We start from the raw sequence: 15827 nt of genomic DNA, 5'->3' as shown, positions 1-15827 counted from the left end.
CGCGAAAATCTAACGGCCGGGATCGCCTGCCGGAGAGGCTGCCCGACATGCGTTCGTACCGGAAGCTCTTTCGTACCTGCGAGTTCACCCCTCTCTTCCTCGCCTCGGCCGGGCAGACCATGGCCCAGACGGTGAGCGGGCTGGCCCTGAGCGTCCTGGTGTACCGGCAGACGGACTCGGCCCTGCTGTCCTCCCTGGCCATGTTCGGTACCGCGTTCGCCCAGGTCGTAGGGGCGGCCACCGTACTGTCCGCTGCGGACCGGCTGCCACCGCGCGCGGCCATGACGGCCCTCGGCCTCCTCTTCGGTGCGGGCTCAGCCGTGCAGGCCGGGCTGCCGGTCTGGGCCGTGTTCGCAGTGCTCCTGGGGCTCGGTGTGGTCGGGTCGGTCAGCGGCGGGGTGCGGTACGGGCTGCTCAGCGAGGTCCTGACGCGGGACGGCTACCTGTTGGGGCGCTCCGTCTTCAACATGTCGGCCGGAGTCGTCCAGATCTTCGGCTTCGCGCTCGGCGGCGCGCTGGTGACGGTGTTCTCGGCGCGCGGCACGCTGCTCCTGTCCGCCGGCCTGTACGTGCTGGCCGCTGTGGTGGCGGGCTGCGGGCTCAGAAGCCGGCCACCCCGGGGCACGGGGAGGGCGTCGGTCGCCGAGACCTGGCGTACCAACGCACGGCTCTGGTCGTCGGCGCCCCGGCGGTACGTCTACCTCGCGCTGTGGGTGCCGAACGGGCTGATCGTCGGGGTCGAGTCGCTGTACGTCCCGTACGCGCCCGATGACGCGGCCCTGCTCTTCGCCTTCGGGGCGGTGGGGATGCTCGTCGGGGACGTCGTCGTGGGCCGTTTCCTGCCGGTCCGGTGGCGAGAGCGGCTTTCCGTCCCGTTGTGTGTCCTGCTCGCCGCCCCCTACCTGCTCTTTCCCCTGAGGCCGGGGTTGCCCGTCGCCCTGGCGCTGGTGGCCGTCGCCACGTTCGGGTACGCGGCCGGACTCCTGCTCCAGGAACGGCTGATGGGGCTGATGCCCGACGCGCTCAGCGGGCAGGCGCTGGGCCTCCACAACTCCGGGATGCTCACCATGCAAGGTGTCGGCGCGGCCATGGCCGGGGCCGTGGCGGAACTGACGTCACCGGCCATCGGCATCGTGGTGACGGCAGCGGTCTCGCTGACCGCGACCTCGCTTCTCGCGCCAGGACTACGCGGGGGCACGGCGACGGGCGAGGCCACGGCCGACAATCCCCCGGCCGGGTGAGTCCACCCTGTTCGAGCGAGTTTCAGCGCCGCCCCCACAGGTACGCCAAGCCCACCCACGCCAACCAGAACATTCGTTCACCATGCGCCCCCGGATCGGCCGTGACGGACCCGATCGGTAGCCGTTCTTAGAGCACCAGTACCAGTCGTACGCCCATCCGGAGGACCTCGTGAATCCGTCGCCGCCCCACCACACAGCGCCAGCCACAATCGAACATCCCAAGGCCGCCCTCCGCCCTTGCCCGGCGCGCGGGCGCCACGTTGACGCGCCCCTCACCCGCTCCAGTGTGTCTCGACTGCCTACGGGGAGGGCCGCATGAGCGAGCACGAGAAGACCGGATCCGGACCCGGCGCCGCGCCGGTGTCAGACTCCGAGCGGCTCCTCTTCGGCGGCGAGCTCGCCTACGACATCGGCTGGGAGCGGCACGAGGGTGCCTGGCTGAAGCTCGGGCTGTGGACCATGGCCAGGCAACTGCCGCGCCTGGCCGGGACCGGCCTGCGGCTCGCGCACCTGGCCGACGCTCGGGCCCTGCGCATCGTCCTGGCCTCCGAGGCCGGCCGGGGCGTCGCCCAGGCCGTCGGGCTCGTCGCTGTCAACAGTGTGCTCGCCCACATCCTCGGCACCGGCAGCACCCACGCGCGGCTCACCCAGGCCGTGCCCGCGCTCGTCGTCGTGGCCGTCACCGCGTTACTCGGGTCCCTGCTGCGGTCGGCGTCGACGGCCGCCACAGGGGCGCTGGAGCCGAAGGTGCAGCGGGTCGCGACCGAGCAGTACCTGGGGCTGGTACACCGTACGGAGCTCGCGGCGATCGAGGACGACGAGTTCCACCGGCTCCTGGACGCGGCCCGGTACGGGGCCGACTCCGCCCGGCGCATGATCCGCTACTGCACCAACACCCTCAACTCCGCTGTCTCGCTCATCGCCGCGGCCGGTGTGCTGACCGTCCTGCACCCGGTCCTGCTGCCGCTGCTGGTCCTGATGACCCTGCCCAGCGCCTGGAGTTCGCTGACGATCGCCAAGCAGCGGTACATCTCCTTCCACGCCTTCGTCCAGCACGCCCGCGCCGGGCATCTGCTCGGGCAGCTGCTGACCCAGAAGGAGGCGGCGGCGGAGGTCCGCGTCCACGGCGTCGGACCGTTCCTGCTGGGCCACTTCCGGGCCATGGCCGAGACCGGCGAGCGCGAGCAGACCCGGCTGGCCCGCCGCGCCGCGCGCATCGGCCTCATCGCCGACGGCGCCGGCGGAATCGCCACCCTCCTCGCCTACGGAGCCCTGGGCGCGCTGCTCTGGGGCGGGGCGATGGAGCTCGCCGTCGCGGGCACGGCCGTCCTGGCCATCCGTACCGGCGCCGCGAGCCTGGACACCCTGGTGCTGCAGATCACCGAGCTGCACCAGGAATCGCTGTTCGTCGCCGACTTCGAGCGGCTGTGCCGGGAGGCGAGGACCCGGGCCATCCCCGTGGGCGGGCAGCCGCTGCCCGAGCGGCTGCGGGAGGTCCGGTTCGAGAAGGTCACCTTCACCTACCCCGGCAGCGGCTCCGAGAAGCCCGCACCCACGCTGCGCGACGTCAGCCTGGCGTTCCCCACGGGAAAGATCATCGCGCTGGTCGGCGAGAACGGCTCCGGCAAGTCCACGCTGGTCAAACTGCTCGCCGGCCTGTACCTGCCCGATGAGGGCAGCGGGGCGATCTGGTGGGACGACGTCGACGCCGCCGTCGCGGACCGCGACCAGGTCTTCGGACGCGTCGCCCTGATGTCACAGGACTTCTACCACTGGCCGTTCACCTTCCGCGTCAACGTCGGCATCGGCGAGGCCGCCCGGGCCATCGACGACCCGGCGGTGGAGAGGGCCTCCGCCTTCTCCGGGGCCGACGAGGTCCTCGCGGACCTGCCCCGGGGGCTCGGCACCCTGCTGGCCCGCGGCTACCGCGGCGGCCACCAGATCTCCGGCGGCCAGTGGCAGCGCATCGGCATCGCCCGCGCCAAGTACCGGCAGGCCGACATCCTCATCGTCGACGAGCCCACCAGCGCGCTCGACGCGGTCGCCGAGCAGCGCGTCTTCGACCAGATCCGGGCGCTCGCCGCGACCACTGGGCAGACCATCGTGCTCATCACCCACCGCCTGCACTCCGTACGTCACGCCGACCTGATCCACGTCCTCAAGGACGGGCGGGTCGCGGAGTCGGGGACCTTCGCCGAGCTGATGCACGCGAAGACCGGAACCGGGGACTTCCGCGACGCCTACCTCGTCCAGGCCGCCGCCTTCGACGCCTCCTTCCCGGCGCAGCCGGTCGGCGACCACGACGCACCGGCCGCGAAGGACCGTTCATGAGCGCTCACCCGGCGCATCCGCCGCATCCCCACCTCAAGGAGCCTGTGATGACCGTGCCCCTGACCGACGACCCCAGCGGAACCGCGGCGCTGCTCGTGGACTCCCGAGGCCGCTACCTGCTGCACCTGCGGGACGCCAACAAGAGGATCTGCGATCCGGGGACCTGGAGCCTCCCGGGCGGCGGCCGCGAAGGAGCGGAGTCCTGCCGGGAGGCGGTGGAGCGCGAACTGCTGGAGGAGACCGGTCTGGTGGTCCCGCTGGAGGAGTTCACGGTGGTCGAAAGCCGGGGCCCCGACGGGGTCAAGGGCCGGATCCGCGTGTACCTCGGTGCCTGGGACGGCGACGCCGACAGCCTGCCGTGTCCCGAGGGCATCATGTTCCGGCACTTCGACGCCGGCACCATCCGGTACCTGACGATGTGCCCGTGGACGAAGGAGGTCATCGACCTCCACCAGGCCCAGACCGGTGCCCGTGCCCGTGCCCGTGCCTCCACCGTGGCCCCGGTACCGGTCCAAGCCCGCGCCGGAGGGCGGGCGCGCCTCAACGTCGTGGGCGTCCACCTCTATCTGGAGCAGGACGGCAAGGTACTCCTCGGCCTCCGGCACCCCGACTCCGCATACGCCGGCTCCACCCACCACTTCCTCGCCGGCCACTGCGAGCAGGAGTCCGCCGTGGCCTGCCTGGTCCGCGAGGCACAGGAGGAGGCCGGCATCGAGGTGGACCCGGGCGGTGTCGAGCTCGTGCACGTCGTGCACGTCGTGGATCATCCCGGCGGGCAGCCCCGTATGCAGCTCGTCTTCCGCGCCCGGCGGTGGACCGGCACACCGCAGGTCCGCGAGCCGGACCGCTGCGTCTCGTGGGACTGGTGGCCCGCCGACGCCCTCCCCGACCGGCTCGTCCCCTACACCCGCGCCGCGATCGACGGCATCCGGGCCGGCCGCACCTACACCGAACTCGGCTGGACCTGACCGTCTGACCGTGCCGCCACCATGCCGCAGGCCTCCGTCCGGCGCCGTAGCGGCGGCACCTGTTCGCCGCGCAGGCCATCGGGCGGATCGGCGAACACGGTGGAGGTCTGCTTGGCGTGGCGTCCAGAGGTGTGCGGGTCGGCGGGTCATGATGGCGCGGTGCGACTTGATCACGTGTCCTATGCGGTGGCCCGCGACAGCTTCGTCTCTACCGTCCAGTGGATCGGATCGGCCCTCGGCGCCGGGTTCGTCGACGGGGGCGTGCACCCGCGGTTCGGCACGCGCAACTTCATCCTCCCGCTGAGCGGCGGCACCTACGTCGAGGTCGTCACCACACTCGACCACCCCGCCGCCGACCGCGCCCCCTTCGGCCAGGCCGTCGCGCGCCGCGCCGCCGAGGGTGGCGGTTGGCTCGGATGGGTGGTCTCCGTCGACGACATCACCCCGGTCGAGGCCCGCCTCGGCCGCACCTCGGCCGAGGGTCACCGTGTCCGCCCCGACGGGTACGACCTGAGGTGGAAGCAGATCGGCCTGCTGGAGCTGATGGACGACCCGCAACTGCCGTACTTCCTCCAGTGGCTGGTCCCCACCGAGGAGCGTCCGAGCGCCGACCCGCGGACCCCCACCACCATCCACGGGGTCTCCATCGCCGGCGACGCCGCCTCCATCGCCGAATTCCTCGGCGAACCGGCCGACCACCCCCTCGACCAGATCGAGGTCACCTGGGTCGAGGAAGAGGAACCGGGCCTCGTCGCGGTCGAGTTCGCCACCGCCCACGGCCCGGTCACGATCTGACCCGGGAGCTCGGAGCTGGGAGCTGGGAGCTACTCGGGCGTCGAGGGTTTCTCGTCCGTGGTGGCCAGCGCGGCGGCGAGCTGCGTCCTGCTGCTGATTCCGAGTTTGCGCAAGGCGTTGGCGACGTGGTGCTCGGCGGTCCGGGGCGAGACTCGGAGGTGGTCGGCGATGGCCTACAACCCTGGCCTGCTGGCGGCCGGCGGCGGTTTCGCAGGGACCGGGAGGACTTGGTGACGACCCAGTTGCAGCGTCGGCTCGACGAGCTCTGCGTCGTGCCGCCCAAGGTGGTGGCATCGGAGCTCGGCGAGGAGGCGATCGCGCCCGGGCGCGATCCGACGGGCACTGGACGCGGTCCTGGAGCAACGAACCTGAGTCCCAGCGGCATGTGTACGGCGGGCTCGGCCTTGCACCGAGCCCGCCGCTCCAACCCCACGCGTTTCTCATCGCTCCACTGTGACGCTCACCCGGTTCGGCGTACGTCGTCGCCCGCGAACGTCAGGGACTCCGGAGCCGGCCCTGTGTCACGCCCACCGGCTAGCGCCGCAGTGTCAGCACGCCCGGCCGGTACGGCAGGAGGCCGTAGTCCATGCCGTCGGTGCTGGGGTCGCGCCCCTGGTAGAGGAACTGCAGGTTGCAGGGGTCAATGGTCTTGGTCTGGTCGGGGTTGGTGCGCACCAGATCGCCGTGGCTGATGTCGTTGGTCCAGGTCGCGCCGCTGTTGGCCTTGCCGGCGAAGGGGTTGGTCACGGTATCGGCCTGCGGTGTCCACGTGCCGCCGAGGCTGGTGGACGTGAAGGAGCGGAAGTAGCGACCGTACCCTGTGTAGTTCTGGGCCTCGACGATCATGAGGTACTGGTTCTGGCCTTGGACCTTGTAGACCTCAACCGCCTCGAACAGGTTGAGCGGCGTGTCGCTCATGATCTTCGTGGACGACGAACCGAAGCTGCCCGGGAAGTTGCCGATGGGCATGCTGGACCGGTAGATGCCGCCTTCGTCGTCGGCGAAGAACATGTACATGTTCGTGTCGTCGCCGATGAGGGTGACGTCGAGGGGGCCACCCTTCGGGAGGGTGCCCGTGAACAGTTCCTGAGGCGCGGACCAGCCGTTGGGGTTGGTGGGGTCGCTCGAGGTGCGGTAGGAGAAGGTGTTGGGCCAACCCCCGTTGTAGGCGAGCACCCAGAGGTTCTTCGGGGCGAAGTAGAACAGCGTCGGCGCGAAGCCGTCGAAGGGGATCGTGTTCTGGGTGGCGGTGGCCATGTCGGACCAGTTCGTGAAGGGGCTGACGGTCGTCAATCCCCAGCGCCCGTCGTTACCGGCGAGGGTGTTGTGCGTCGTGGCATAGACGATGTGCTTGCCGTTGTGGACGACGCTGGTGAAGTCCTTGAGCGAGGCCCACCCCGACTTCGGGTTCGCCAGCGGGCCGGTCGATGTCCAACGGTAGGTCGAGGGAAGAGCGCACGTACCGGTGCCGACGTCGGCGACGGGGACGAGTTGCCACTGCTGGTTGCCGCCACCCCAGTCGGCGTACTGGACGATCTTGCCGCCGTCGGCGGTGGAGGCGCCCTGGACCTCAAGGGCCTTGTTGCTGTGGCGGTTCAGGAAGCGGACGTAGCCGTCGGCGGAGTCCGCGAGGCGGAACTGCTGGTTGGTCGCGTTGAGGTCGCTCCACTGGACGACGTCGGCACCGTCGGCCGAGGACCAGCCGTAGTCGTCCAGGACCTTGCCGGAGTTCCGGTTCTGCAGGCGGTAGTAGCCGCTGCCGGAGTCCAGGAAGCGCCACTGCTGGGCTTCGTTGCCGGACCGGGTCCACTGGACGACGGGCGAACCGTCGGCGGTGGCGAAGTTGTAGTCGTCCAGCGCCTTGCCGCTGTTGCGGTTCACCAGCACGTACCACTTGCCGGTGTCGACCGAGGCCGCCGAGGCCGCCGACGGGTTCACCATCGCCAGGAAGCCGGCTACGAAGACCATCGACAGCAGAGCGGCCATTCGAGGCCGCCATCCTCGCCGTGAGGTTCGTGGAGCTGCACCGAGAGCGTTCATCTGCACCTTCCGAGGGGCGACTTGGGCGGGGGCGGTCCTTCTCGGTGTTCGTGCGGGTCGGGCACGACGCGTCCGAGGCGGCGGCTGGACATGACCCCTGCGGGGTGGGGGGAGCACCGGACCTTCGGCATTTTGTTAGCGCTAACAACTTGAAAGTCGAACATCCGCCGTGTTGCAGGGAGAAAACCACGGGACATGAGAGAACGTCAAGCACCCGCGTCACGACTCGCCCCCAACTGAGAGTTGATCAGATCCGTGTCCTGTCAAACCTGTTGACCAGTCCGATGTGAGCGCTCACACTCGTCGGCGCGCGCGGCAGCGGGAAGGCGTTGCCTGTTCGATCTCTTGAACGTCGCTTCGAGTGTGACGACTCGGCGGCTGCCGCGACGCGGCACGGGGCTTCGGTCTCGCCGAAGGAGGAACGCGTTGCGTTCGCGGAGGCTCGAGCCCGTTGCCCTGCAGCACTTGAGACTGTCGGCGATTCGGCCAACCCTCTTTCGTGGCAGGGCGGTTGTTGGGAGCGGGTCGGTGTAGCCCCCATCGTCTGCCACGCGCCATATCCCGGGATTTCACGGCCGACCGAAAAACGTGTGTTCGAAATATCAGCGGCGGTCGTTGAGCTTCCGACAGCATCCGACCGGCGCTCCAGGGGGACCCGATGACCGCATCGGAAGAACACAGCGAACCCACCGATGCGCCACCCCCGCCCCCACCAGCGACTCAAATCATTCACAGCGGGCAGTTCACGCACGAGGTCCCGGCCAAGGCGCGGCGGCGCGTCTCTCCGGATCTGCGGCGTCTCGTCAGTAGCGAGTGCGCCAGCCTGTCCGGCTCGGCGGTCAGCACCGTCGCCCTCCCCACCCTCGCCGTGCTCGACCTCGACGCCTCCACCACCCAGATCGCGCTGCTCGCCTTCCTCGGCCAGCTCCCGAACGCCATCGTGGCGCTGCCGGCCGGCGCGTTCTCGGACCGGCACGCCAAGCGCCCTCTGATGATCGCAGCGGACCTCACCGCTGCCGCAGTTCTCGTGACCATTCCGGCCGCCGCCTTCGCCGGGGTGCTCGGCATCGGCCAGCTCTACGCGGTCGCCGTCGTCCTCGGCATCGCCAGGGTCGTGCACAGTTCGGCGTCCATCAGCTATCTGCCCGTCCTCGTCGAGGCCGACCTGCTGCAGCACGCGAACGCGCGGCTGGGCGCGGCCTCGTCGGTGGCCGACAGCGCGGGCAGCAACGTGGGCGCCGCTCTGGTCGGCGCGGTGGGCGCCGCCCGCTCCGTCCTCGCCGACGTCCTGTCCTACCTCGTCTCCGCGTTCCTCGTGTGGCGCATCCGCACCCCCGAGCCGGCCCCCGCACCGGCCTCCGCACCGGCCGAGGGCCGCGGCGGCCTCGCGCGGGACATCGGTGAGGGCCTGCGCTACGTGGCCGGGCAGCCCACCATCCGCACGGTGATCATCGCACTGTCCACCCTCGGCTTCGGCCTCGCGATCATGAACACGTACTGGGCGTACTACCTGCTGACCAGCTTGCGCATGTCCCCGAGCGCGTTCGGCGTGATGGTGGGGGTGGGCGGCGTAGGCAGCCTGGCCGGGGCGCTCCTCGCCCCGCGCATCGCCTCCCGTATCGGCATCGGACCGACGATCATCATCGGCTTCGCTGTCAGCCCGCTGGGCCACATCCCCCTCCTGCTGGCCGGACCCGGCCTCGCCTGGCAGATCGCCCTCGCAGCGGCGCTGGCCGCACAGTTGTTCTGGGCGACGGCCTCCGGGACGAGCCAGAGGTCCCTGAGACAGACCTTGTGCGAGCCACGTTTCCAGGGCCGCATGCAGGCCGCGAGCACCACGCTCACCGCCGGGGCCCGACCCGTCGCCGCCGCGGTCGCCGGCGCTCTGGTCCTGCTCCTCGGCGTACGCGGCACCCTGGCCGTCGGCGCGATCCTCCAGGTCGTCCCTGTGGTCCTCCTGGTCCTCTCCCCGCTCCGCGCATTGCGGGAGATGCCCTCCCCGCTCGCCCGGAACACCGTGCCGGCCGTGCCGCCCGTCCGTCCCATCCGTCCGATCCCTCCGATCCGTGAAGGAGCGTCGTGAAGACGATCGCGTACGCCGACTACTGGGAGGCGCTGTGGTCCGGAGGCCGCCGGTACCGCCACCTGAACGGTACCGAAGCGCGCCTGATGGACGAACACCTCGGCGCCGGCCGCGGACGCCCGGCCCTCGACGTCGGCTGCGGCGACGGCTCCCTGGCCCGTCACCTCCACCACGTGCTCGGATACCGCGCCACGGGCGTCGACATCTCCCCCAGCGCCGTCGCGCTCGCCGCCTCCCATGACGCACGGCCGGGCTCGGAGCCCGCCTGGCTGTGCACCGATATCGCCACCGGCGATCTCACAGCTCTGCCGGATCCCGCGTACGCGGTCATCACCTGCCGTCTGGTCTACCGGTGGATGGACGACAAGGGGGCCTTCCTCAGCCGCGTCCGCCACCTCCTCGCACCCGGTGGGATCTTCTGGGTGGTCACCGAGATCGCAGGCCGCCGCGAGGACACCGACCCCCTCCACGGCCTCGGGATCAGTCCCGCCGAGACCGAACTCCTCACCTCCGGCTGGTCCATGGTCCAGAGCGCCGACCTCGACGTACTCCGCTGCTTCGCCCTACACCCCTGAACCAATCCGCCGCTTCCTGAAGGAGGACGTGTCGACCATGGAGAAGGACACCGTCGCGCTCTGGAACACCTACGGGACCCACCAACTGGCCCGCGGGATCGAGCTGCCCGAACTCGATCAGTGGAACTGGGGCATCGAGGGCGCCGGGCCCGGCATCGAGGTCCTCGGCGAGGTATCGGGGCTGCGGGTCCTCGACCTCGGCAGCGGTCTCGGCCGGCACGCCGCCCGCCTGGCCGCCGCGGGCGCCGACGTCACCGCCGTGGACGCCTCCCCCGCACAGCACCGGCGCGCCCTGGCCCGATACCCGGACACCCCAGGCCTGCACCTGGTGTGCGCCGACGCCGTGACCCACCTGCGGAACTCAGATCCGTACGACCTGATCTACTCCGTCTGCTCGGTCCCGTACCTGGACCCGGCCCGGCTCCTGGCCGCCCTCACGAACGCCCTTCGGCCCCGCGGGCGCCTGCTCTTCTCCGCGCTGCACACGAACTCCGCCGGGGTCGGCCCCGCTACGCAGGTGGCCGCGCGGCCCGAAATCCTGCGGCTGCCCGGCACCACCGAGGACCACCCCGTGAACATGTGGACGCTGACTCCGCAGCTGTGGGAGGACCTCCTCGGTGAGCGCGGCCTCATCGTGGAGTCGGTGACCGCGATCGACTCCCCGCAGCCGGACAGCACGGTCTCCTACCGGCTGTACGTGGCACGCCGCCCCGAGCGGGTACCGAGCCGCCCGCGCAGCAGCGCTCCACCCGTGCCGACGGCCGCGCTGGGCGTCGGCGTGATCGTCCACGGCCCGCAGGGCCCGGCGGCACCGTGGAGCCGGGCGAAAGCCTTGCCGAGGCCGCGGTGCGTGCACTCCACGAGGAGGCCGGGATCGTGGCCGACCCCGACCCCGACACCGATGCCGTGCAGGTGCTGGGCACGCTCCTGGACCGGGTGGGCGACGTCGTCCGGATCACGGTCCCCGTCCTCATCACCCGCTGGACGGGCACCCCCCACCAGCGTGAGGAGGCCCTGGGGTCGTGGAGGTTCTGGCCCGCCGACGCACTGCCCCAGCCGCTCTTCGTACCGAGCGCCCAGTGCCTGACGGCCTGGAACCCCGCCCTCCCCCTCGACCTCCCGCCCGCCCACTTCCAGCCCAACGAACGGCCCCGCCAGGCCTACCCATAGCCCGGCCGGCCCTAGCCCGAGCGCGTCACCGCAGCCGCGTGAGCCTTGGGCCTTCAGGCCCCGCAAGACCACCCTCACCATCACCTTGGGAGCGCCATGCCCTCGTACACGTTCCACGCCGGTTCGCCGCACATCCACCGCGCCTCGCCGGGCAGGCGGGTCGCCCCCCGAGCGGCCTTGGGCCTCCAGCCGGTGGAGCAGTCCCAGACGAAGGAGTCGGCGTGATCGACGGCTGGACCACGGTCTCATCGACCGTGCAGTACACAGGCGTTCGGGTGGTGGTGCGCCGGGACTCCGTGCGGCGCACCGACCAGAGCATGGGGACGTACGAGTACATCGACTCCACCGACGGCGTGCGCGTCGTGGCCCTTGACGACCGCGGGCGGATCGCCCTGGTGGAGGAGAACGTCTACGTCTGCGGACAGCGGCTGCTGATGTGCCCCGGCGGCGGATGCGAGCCCGGCGAGGACCCCCTGTCGGCCGCACGACGGGAACTCGCCGAGGAGGCCGGGATCCGCGCCTCCGAGGTCGAGCTGCTGACGATGATGTGGCGGATGCCTGCCGGCGCGCGTACCCGCGAGTACCTGTACCTCGCCCGGGGCCTGAGCATCGGCGAGCACCAACGGGAGCCGAGCGAAGCCGACATGGAGCTGCAATGGGTCACCTTGGACGAAGCGGTGGCGATGTGCGGCGACGGCCGGATCACCGAGGCCGGCACCCTCGCGGCGATCTTGCTGACCGCGAGGAGCGCGCAGCGCACCACCGCCGGCCGACCCGCTGCCCCGCCCGCCGCAGCCCCCGCCGCCGCCGACAAGGGAGCGGCACCAAGCCTCTAACCGCCAACCGCCAACCGCCGCCCACCGCACACCCACTCCTCAGTCCGGAGACACCTGTGACACAACCAAAGCCCTCCCTCCTCGCCGTCTTCGCACACCCCGACGACGAAGCGCTCCTCGCCGGCGGCGTCCTCGCACAGCACGCCGCCGCGGGCGCGGCGACCGCCGTGGTCACCGCCACCTGGGCCGCCGACACGCACCGGACCGCCGAACTCGCCGACGCCCTCGCCATCCTGGGGGCCGGGAAACCCCGGATGCTCGGTTACGCCGACGCCCGCGTTCCCGAGTCCGCGCCCGGCCGGCCCCGCCTGTGCGACGCACCCCTCGATGAGGTGGTCGGGCTGCTCGTCGGCCACATCCGTGAGCTGCGGCCGGACATCGTGATCACCCACGACCAGTACGGCCAGCTGACCGGCCACCCCGACCACTTGCACACCCACCGCGTCACCCAGCTCGCCGTGCACGCCGCCGCTCTCCCCCACCTCTACCCCGAGGCAGGCGAACCCTGGGCGCCAGGCGCCCTGTACCTGGCGACGCACCCGCAGTCGGGCGTCGGCGACCTCGGCCCGCTCTTCGCGCGCGTCGGCAAGACGGTCCGGGCCGTCCCCGACGACCGGGTCACCGCGAGCGTCGACGTGGGGCCCGTGGCGGCGACGAAGTGGGAGGCCATCCGCGCGCACCGGAGCCAAGTCGAGGGCCGGCGCGCCCTCCCCGCTCTTCTGTCCGGCGCCCCGGACGACGTCCGGCACCGGATCCTGGCCACCGAGTGGTACACCCGCCTGGACACCAGTCCCCTGGCCGGCCCCGTACAGAACGCGCTCACCCCGCAACCGCCGTACCCGGCCGTGTGGGACACGATCGGCGTGCTCGGCGAACTGTTCACCGGCCTGGACACCGAGGGCGGGATGACCCCGGAGCAGCAGTGGACGCTACAGGTCCTCAAGCTCGCCGAGGAGGTCGGCGAATCCGCGCAGGCCGTGGTCGGCGCCTGGGGGACGAATCCGCGTAAGGGGCAGGGTTCCTGGCTGCACGTCCAGGAGGAAGTCGCGGACACCGCGATCACCAGCATGGTCACGCTGTACCGGATGCTCGGCGCCCGGGCACCCGGGTTCCTCGCCGAGGTGCTCGCCCAGAAGTCCGCAAGGTTCACGGAGCCGCGATGCGGAGATTCATGAGGCCGGAGCGATGGTGAAGGTGGATCGGCCTGAACCTCGCGCTACTGTCGGGCAGTTGGCGAGGCGCGGGCGGTGTCCTCACGCGTGCTGTGGCGTGGTGTGCAGTCCTTCGAGGAGTGTGGCCAGGTAGCGGTGTGCGGTGTCGATCCGGTCGGCGGGTGTGCCGCCGTGGACGTTGACGGCGTATGCGATGCCGCACATCAGCGGGACGAGGTCGGCGGCGGCCAGGTCGTGTCGGACCACTCCGGCAGCGCGAGCACGGCCGAGGAGTGCGGTGCCGACGGACCGAAGCGTCTCTTTGAGTTCCGTGGTGCGCGGCAGGGTGTCGGTGGCTGCGGCGGCGACGGGAGCCAGGGACGCGTCGGTGACCTGCGCTTCGACGGTGCGGAACAGGAAACCTTCGAGCGCGCGCCAGGGGTCGGTGCCGGTCAGAGCCTGCTGGCCGTGGTCGACCAGGGCTTCCAGGCAGGGAGTGGCTACGGTCTCCAGTAGCGCCTCGGGGGTGGCGAAGTGCCGGTAGACGGTACCGACTCCGAGTCCGGCGCGGCCGGCGACGTCGTTCAGCTGCAGCGGTACGCCCTGGTCGACCAGGGCACGGGCGACCGCGACGATCCGGTCCCAGTTGCGGGCCGCGTCCTTGCGCAGGGGCGTCGTCATGGGGACATGCTAACCGGATTCCCCATCCGGATCCTCCCTCCGGATCACCCGTCCGGACGCCGCCGACAGCGCCCGCACCGCCTGGCGGGTCAGGAGACCGTGAGAGGTGCGTACCGTTCACTGAGCCGGCGCACGTCCTGGGCGATGCGGGGGTCGGTCGCCGCGCGCAGCGGCGTCACCGGGAGCGCCCGGGGCCCGATGACGATGCCGGTCCGGCCCGCGAGGGCTCCGTCAGTGGAGGCGACGATCGAGGGCCGGGCGGCCACGGACGCCGGACCCGAGGTGGAGCGTTCGAATTTGCGACGCACCAGCGGCCACAGCAACCGCAGGGCGGGTGAGACGACCTTCGGGTCGGTCAGGGTGCCGTTGGTCATGTCGGTGGCAGCGCCTCCCGGGTCGGCGGCGAAGACGGAGGCGGCCGTGCCCTTCAGTCGGTTCGCCAGGTCGAGCGTGTAGGCGAGGTTGGCGAGCTTGGCGCGGCCGTACCAGTGGAAGCCGTAGTAGCCGCCGGGCGGCTCGACGGCGTCGAAGTTCCTCTTCGCGAGCCCGACCGCGCCCGAGGTCACGTTCACGATCCTGCTCGGCGCCCCGCCTGTCAGCGTGGGCAGCAGCAGTTCCGTCAGCAGGTACGGCGAGAGGTGGTTGACCACGAACGACGCCTCGATGCCGTCCAGGGTCTGCCGCTGCGGGAACATCGCCCCGACGTTGTTGACCAGCACGGTCAGCGGGTCGCCGGATGCGGCGTGCTCGGCGGCGATCCGGTCGGCGAGCGCGCGCACCTGGACGAGCGAGCCGAGGTCGGCGGGCAGGAACCGTGCGCGATGCGCCGGGTTCGTCGCGTTGATCCGGTCCACCGCTCGGGCACCCCGGTCGGCGTTGCGTCCGACCACGGTGACCGAGAACCCGGCGTCGGCCAGCCCCAGGGCCGTCTCCAGTCCGATGCCGGCCGTCCCTGCCGTGACCACAGCTGTCTTCTTCATGCACCCCTCCACCCAGACATGCGGATAGTTCATCCGCTTACCGGGGAGACGGTAACACAAACGGATTACCTATCCGCTTAAAGGAGGGCGGTGGGCGGATGGCTGGTGGCGGGACATGCCACGCGAAGGCCGCATCCCTCATATGGGGGACAGCCAGGCCCTGCCTCCCGGCTCCTCGCCAGAGGCCGATATCAAGATCGAGCCTCCATCGTCTGCCTCTGAACGGACCTGCATGTTCTCGACCACACTGCGAGTCGCGGCCTGTACCGCTCTCACTGCCGGGCTCTTCACTGGTACCGGGCTGTCCGAGGCGGCACCGACCGCTCCCAAGGCAGGTGAGTGCCTGTACAGCCCGGCCAAGGAAGCAGGGGCACCCAAAGACATCGGTACGCCACTCGTCAAACCCGCCTACCGCGGCACGGTGCGCGCCACGCTCAAGACCAACCGGGGCGACATCGCCCTGGCCCTGGACGCCGAACACGCCCCCTGCACCGTCAACTCGTTCGCCTTCCTGGCCAAGAAGAACTACTTCGACAAGACCGCCTGCCACCGCCTGAGCGTCGCCACCGGTCTGAAGATGCTGCAGTGCGGCGATCCGACGGGCACCGGCTCGGGTGGACCGGGCTACCAGTTCGCGGACGAGAACACGGAAGGTGCCACGTACCCGAAGGGCACCGTCGCCATGGCCAATGCGGGCCCGGGCACCAACGGGAGCCAGTTCTTCCTGGTCTTCGGTGACTCCCGGCTGCCTCCCGACTACACCGTGTTCGGGAACATCACCCATGGCATCGACCTGCTGGAGAAGGTCGGAAAGGGCGGCGACGACGGCTCCAGCCCCGCGGGCGGCGGGAAGCCCAAGATGAAGGTCGAGATCGAAGACACCACCCTCGCGGACCGGTAGACACGGCACGGGGGGGAGGCCGGGTTGACGGCGGCCCGCCGGAATGGTGGGCCGCCGGGCTCGTGGACCGCCGAC

At 70.9% G+C, this 15827-nt stretch carries 14 protein-coding genes and 2 pseudogenes; 12 read left to right on the top strand and 4 right to left on the bottom strand.

All coding sequences use genetic code 11. The features are described from left to right. Positions 1–47 precede the first annotated feature (47 nt). The 4 genes from ACF059_RS13130 (at position 48) to ACF059_RS13115 (ending at position 5335) form a co-directional block, all read left to right on the top strand. A complete protein-coding gene (locus ACF059_RS13130) occupies positions 48–1241 on the top strand; it encodes an MFS transporter (protein ID WP_392055483.1) in 1194 nt (397 codons plus the stop codon). A 315-nt stretch (positions 1242–1556) separates the two neighbouring features. Continuing rightward, positions 1557–3572 (top strand): ATP-binding cassette domain-containing protein, encoded by a 2016-nt coding sequence (locus ACF059_RS13125; protein ID WP_392055480.1) that lies wholly within the window; start codon positions 1557–1559, stop codon positions 3570–3572. A 47-nt stretch (positions 3573–3619) separates the two neighbouring features. After that, positions 3620–4540 carry an NUDIX domain-containing protein gene (locus tag ACF059_RS13120; protein WP_392055476.1) on the top strand — a complete coding sequence of 307 codons (921 nt, stop codon included), beginning with the start codon at positions 3620–3622 and terminating at the stop codon, positions 4538–4540. A 159-nt stretch (positions 4541–4699) separates the two neighbouring features. Then, positions 4700–5335, top strand: a complete 636-nt coding sequence (locus ACF059_RS13115) for a VOC family protein (RefSeq protein WP_392055473.1) — start codon at positions 4700–4702, stop codon at positions 5333–5335. Between the two features lie 29 nt (positions 5336–5364). Here the strand turns inward: ACF059_RS13115 and ACF059_RS13110 are convergent, their stop codons facing one another. Next, positions 5365–5505, bottom strand: coding sequence for a LuxR C-terminal-related transcriptional regulator (locus tag ACF059_RS13110; RefSeq protein ID WP_392056676.1), 141 nt, complete (start codon positions 5503–5505; stop codon positions 5365–5367). A 364-nt stretch (positions 5506–5869) separates the two neighbouring features. After that, the gene (locus ACF059_RS13105) at positions 5870–7321 is read right to left on the bottom strand and encodes a non-reducing end alpha-L-arabinofuranosidase family hydrolase (protein ID WP_392055470.1); all 1452 of its coding nucleotides are present in this window, start codon (positions 7319–7321) and stop codon (positions 5870–5872) included. A 712-nt stretch (positions 7322–8033) separates the two neighbouring features. On the opposite strand from ACF059_RS13105, the gene ACF059_RS13100 reads away from it, so the two are divergent. The 7 genes and pseudogenes from ACF059_RS13100 to ACF059_RS13070 all read left to right on the top strand — a co-directional run. Next, entirely contained in the window at positions 8034–9458 is a 1425-nt protein-coding gene (locus tag ACF059_RS13100; RefSeq protein WP_392055467.1) for an MFS transporter, read from the top strand. Beyond that, a complete protein-coding gene (locus tag ACF059_RS13095) occupies positions 9455–10033 on the top strand; it encodes a class I SAM-dependent methyltransferase (protein ID WP_392055464.1) in 579 nt (192 codons plus the stop codon). Before ACF059_RS13100 ends, ACF059_RS13095 begins: the two co-directional genes overlap by 4 nt. A 37-nt stretch (positions 10034–10070) precedes the next feature. Continuing rightward, positions 10071–10610: pseudogene (locus ACF059_RS13090) on the top strand (class I SAM-dependent methyltransferase); the annotation flags it as partial. A gap of 236 nt (positions 10611–10846) precedes the next feature. Beyond that, complete coding sequence (locus ACF059_RS13085) at positions 10847–11203, top strand: NUDIX domain-containing protein (protein WP_392055461.1); 357 nt, start codon at positions 10847–10849, stop codon at positions 11201–11203. Between the two features lie 96 nt (positions 11204–11299). Further along, positions 11300–11428, top strand: coding sequence for a hypothetical protein (locus ACF059_RS13080; protein ID WP_392055458.1), 129 nt, complete (start codon positions 11300–11302; stop codon positions 11426–11428). After that, positions 11425–12039, top strand: coding sequence for an NUDIX domain-containing protein (locus ACF059_RS13075; protein ID WP_392055455.1), 615 nt, complete (start codon positions 11425–11427; stop codon positions 12037–12039). The genes ACF059_RS13080 and ACF059_RS13075 overlap by 4 nt, the downstream gene beginning before the upstream one ends. Positions 12040–12095: 56 nt before the next feature. Continuing rightward, positions 12096–12842, top strand: a pseudogene (locus ACF059_RS13070) (PIG-L deacetylase family protein); the annotation flags it as partial. 450 nt (positions 12843–13292) lie between these two features. Here the strand turns inward: ACF059_RS13070 and ACF059_RS13065 are convergent. Then, entirely contained in the window at positions 13293–13871 is a 579-nt protein-coding gene (locus ACF059_RS13065; RefSeq protein WP_392055453.1) for a TetR/AcrR family transcriptional regulator, read from the bottom strand. 89 nt (positions 13872–13960) lie between these two features. Beyond that, the gene (locus tag ACF059_RS13060; RefSeq protein WP_392055451.1) at positions 13961–14851 is read right to left on the bottom strand and encodes an SDR family NAD(P)-dependent oxidoreductase; all 891 of its coding nucleotides are present in this window, start codon (positions 14849–14851) and stop codon (positions 13961–13963) included. Positions 14852–15272: 421 nt separating this feature from the next. On the opposite strand from ACF059_RS13060, the gene ACF059_RS13055 reads away from it, so the two are divergent. Next, positions 15273–15752, top strand: a complete 480-nt coding sequence (locus tag ACF059_RS13055; protein WP_392055448.1) for a peptidylprolyl isomerase — start codon at positions 15273–15275, stop codon at positions 15750–15752. Positions 15753–15827: the final 75 nt, after the last annotated feature.

This window comes from Streptomyces sp. NPDC016562, assembly GCF_043076955.1.
Classification (GTDB): Bacteria; Actinomycetota; Actinomycetes; order Streptomycetales; family Streptomycetaceae; genus Streptomyces.
The sequence above is the reverse complement of the archived record's forward strand: the minus strand, read 5'-3'. Positions and strand labels throughout refer to the sequence as shown.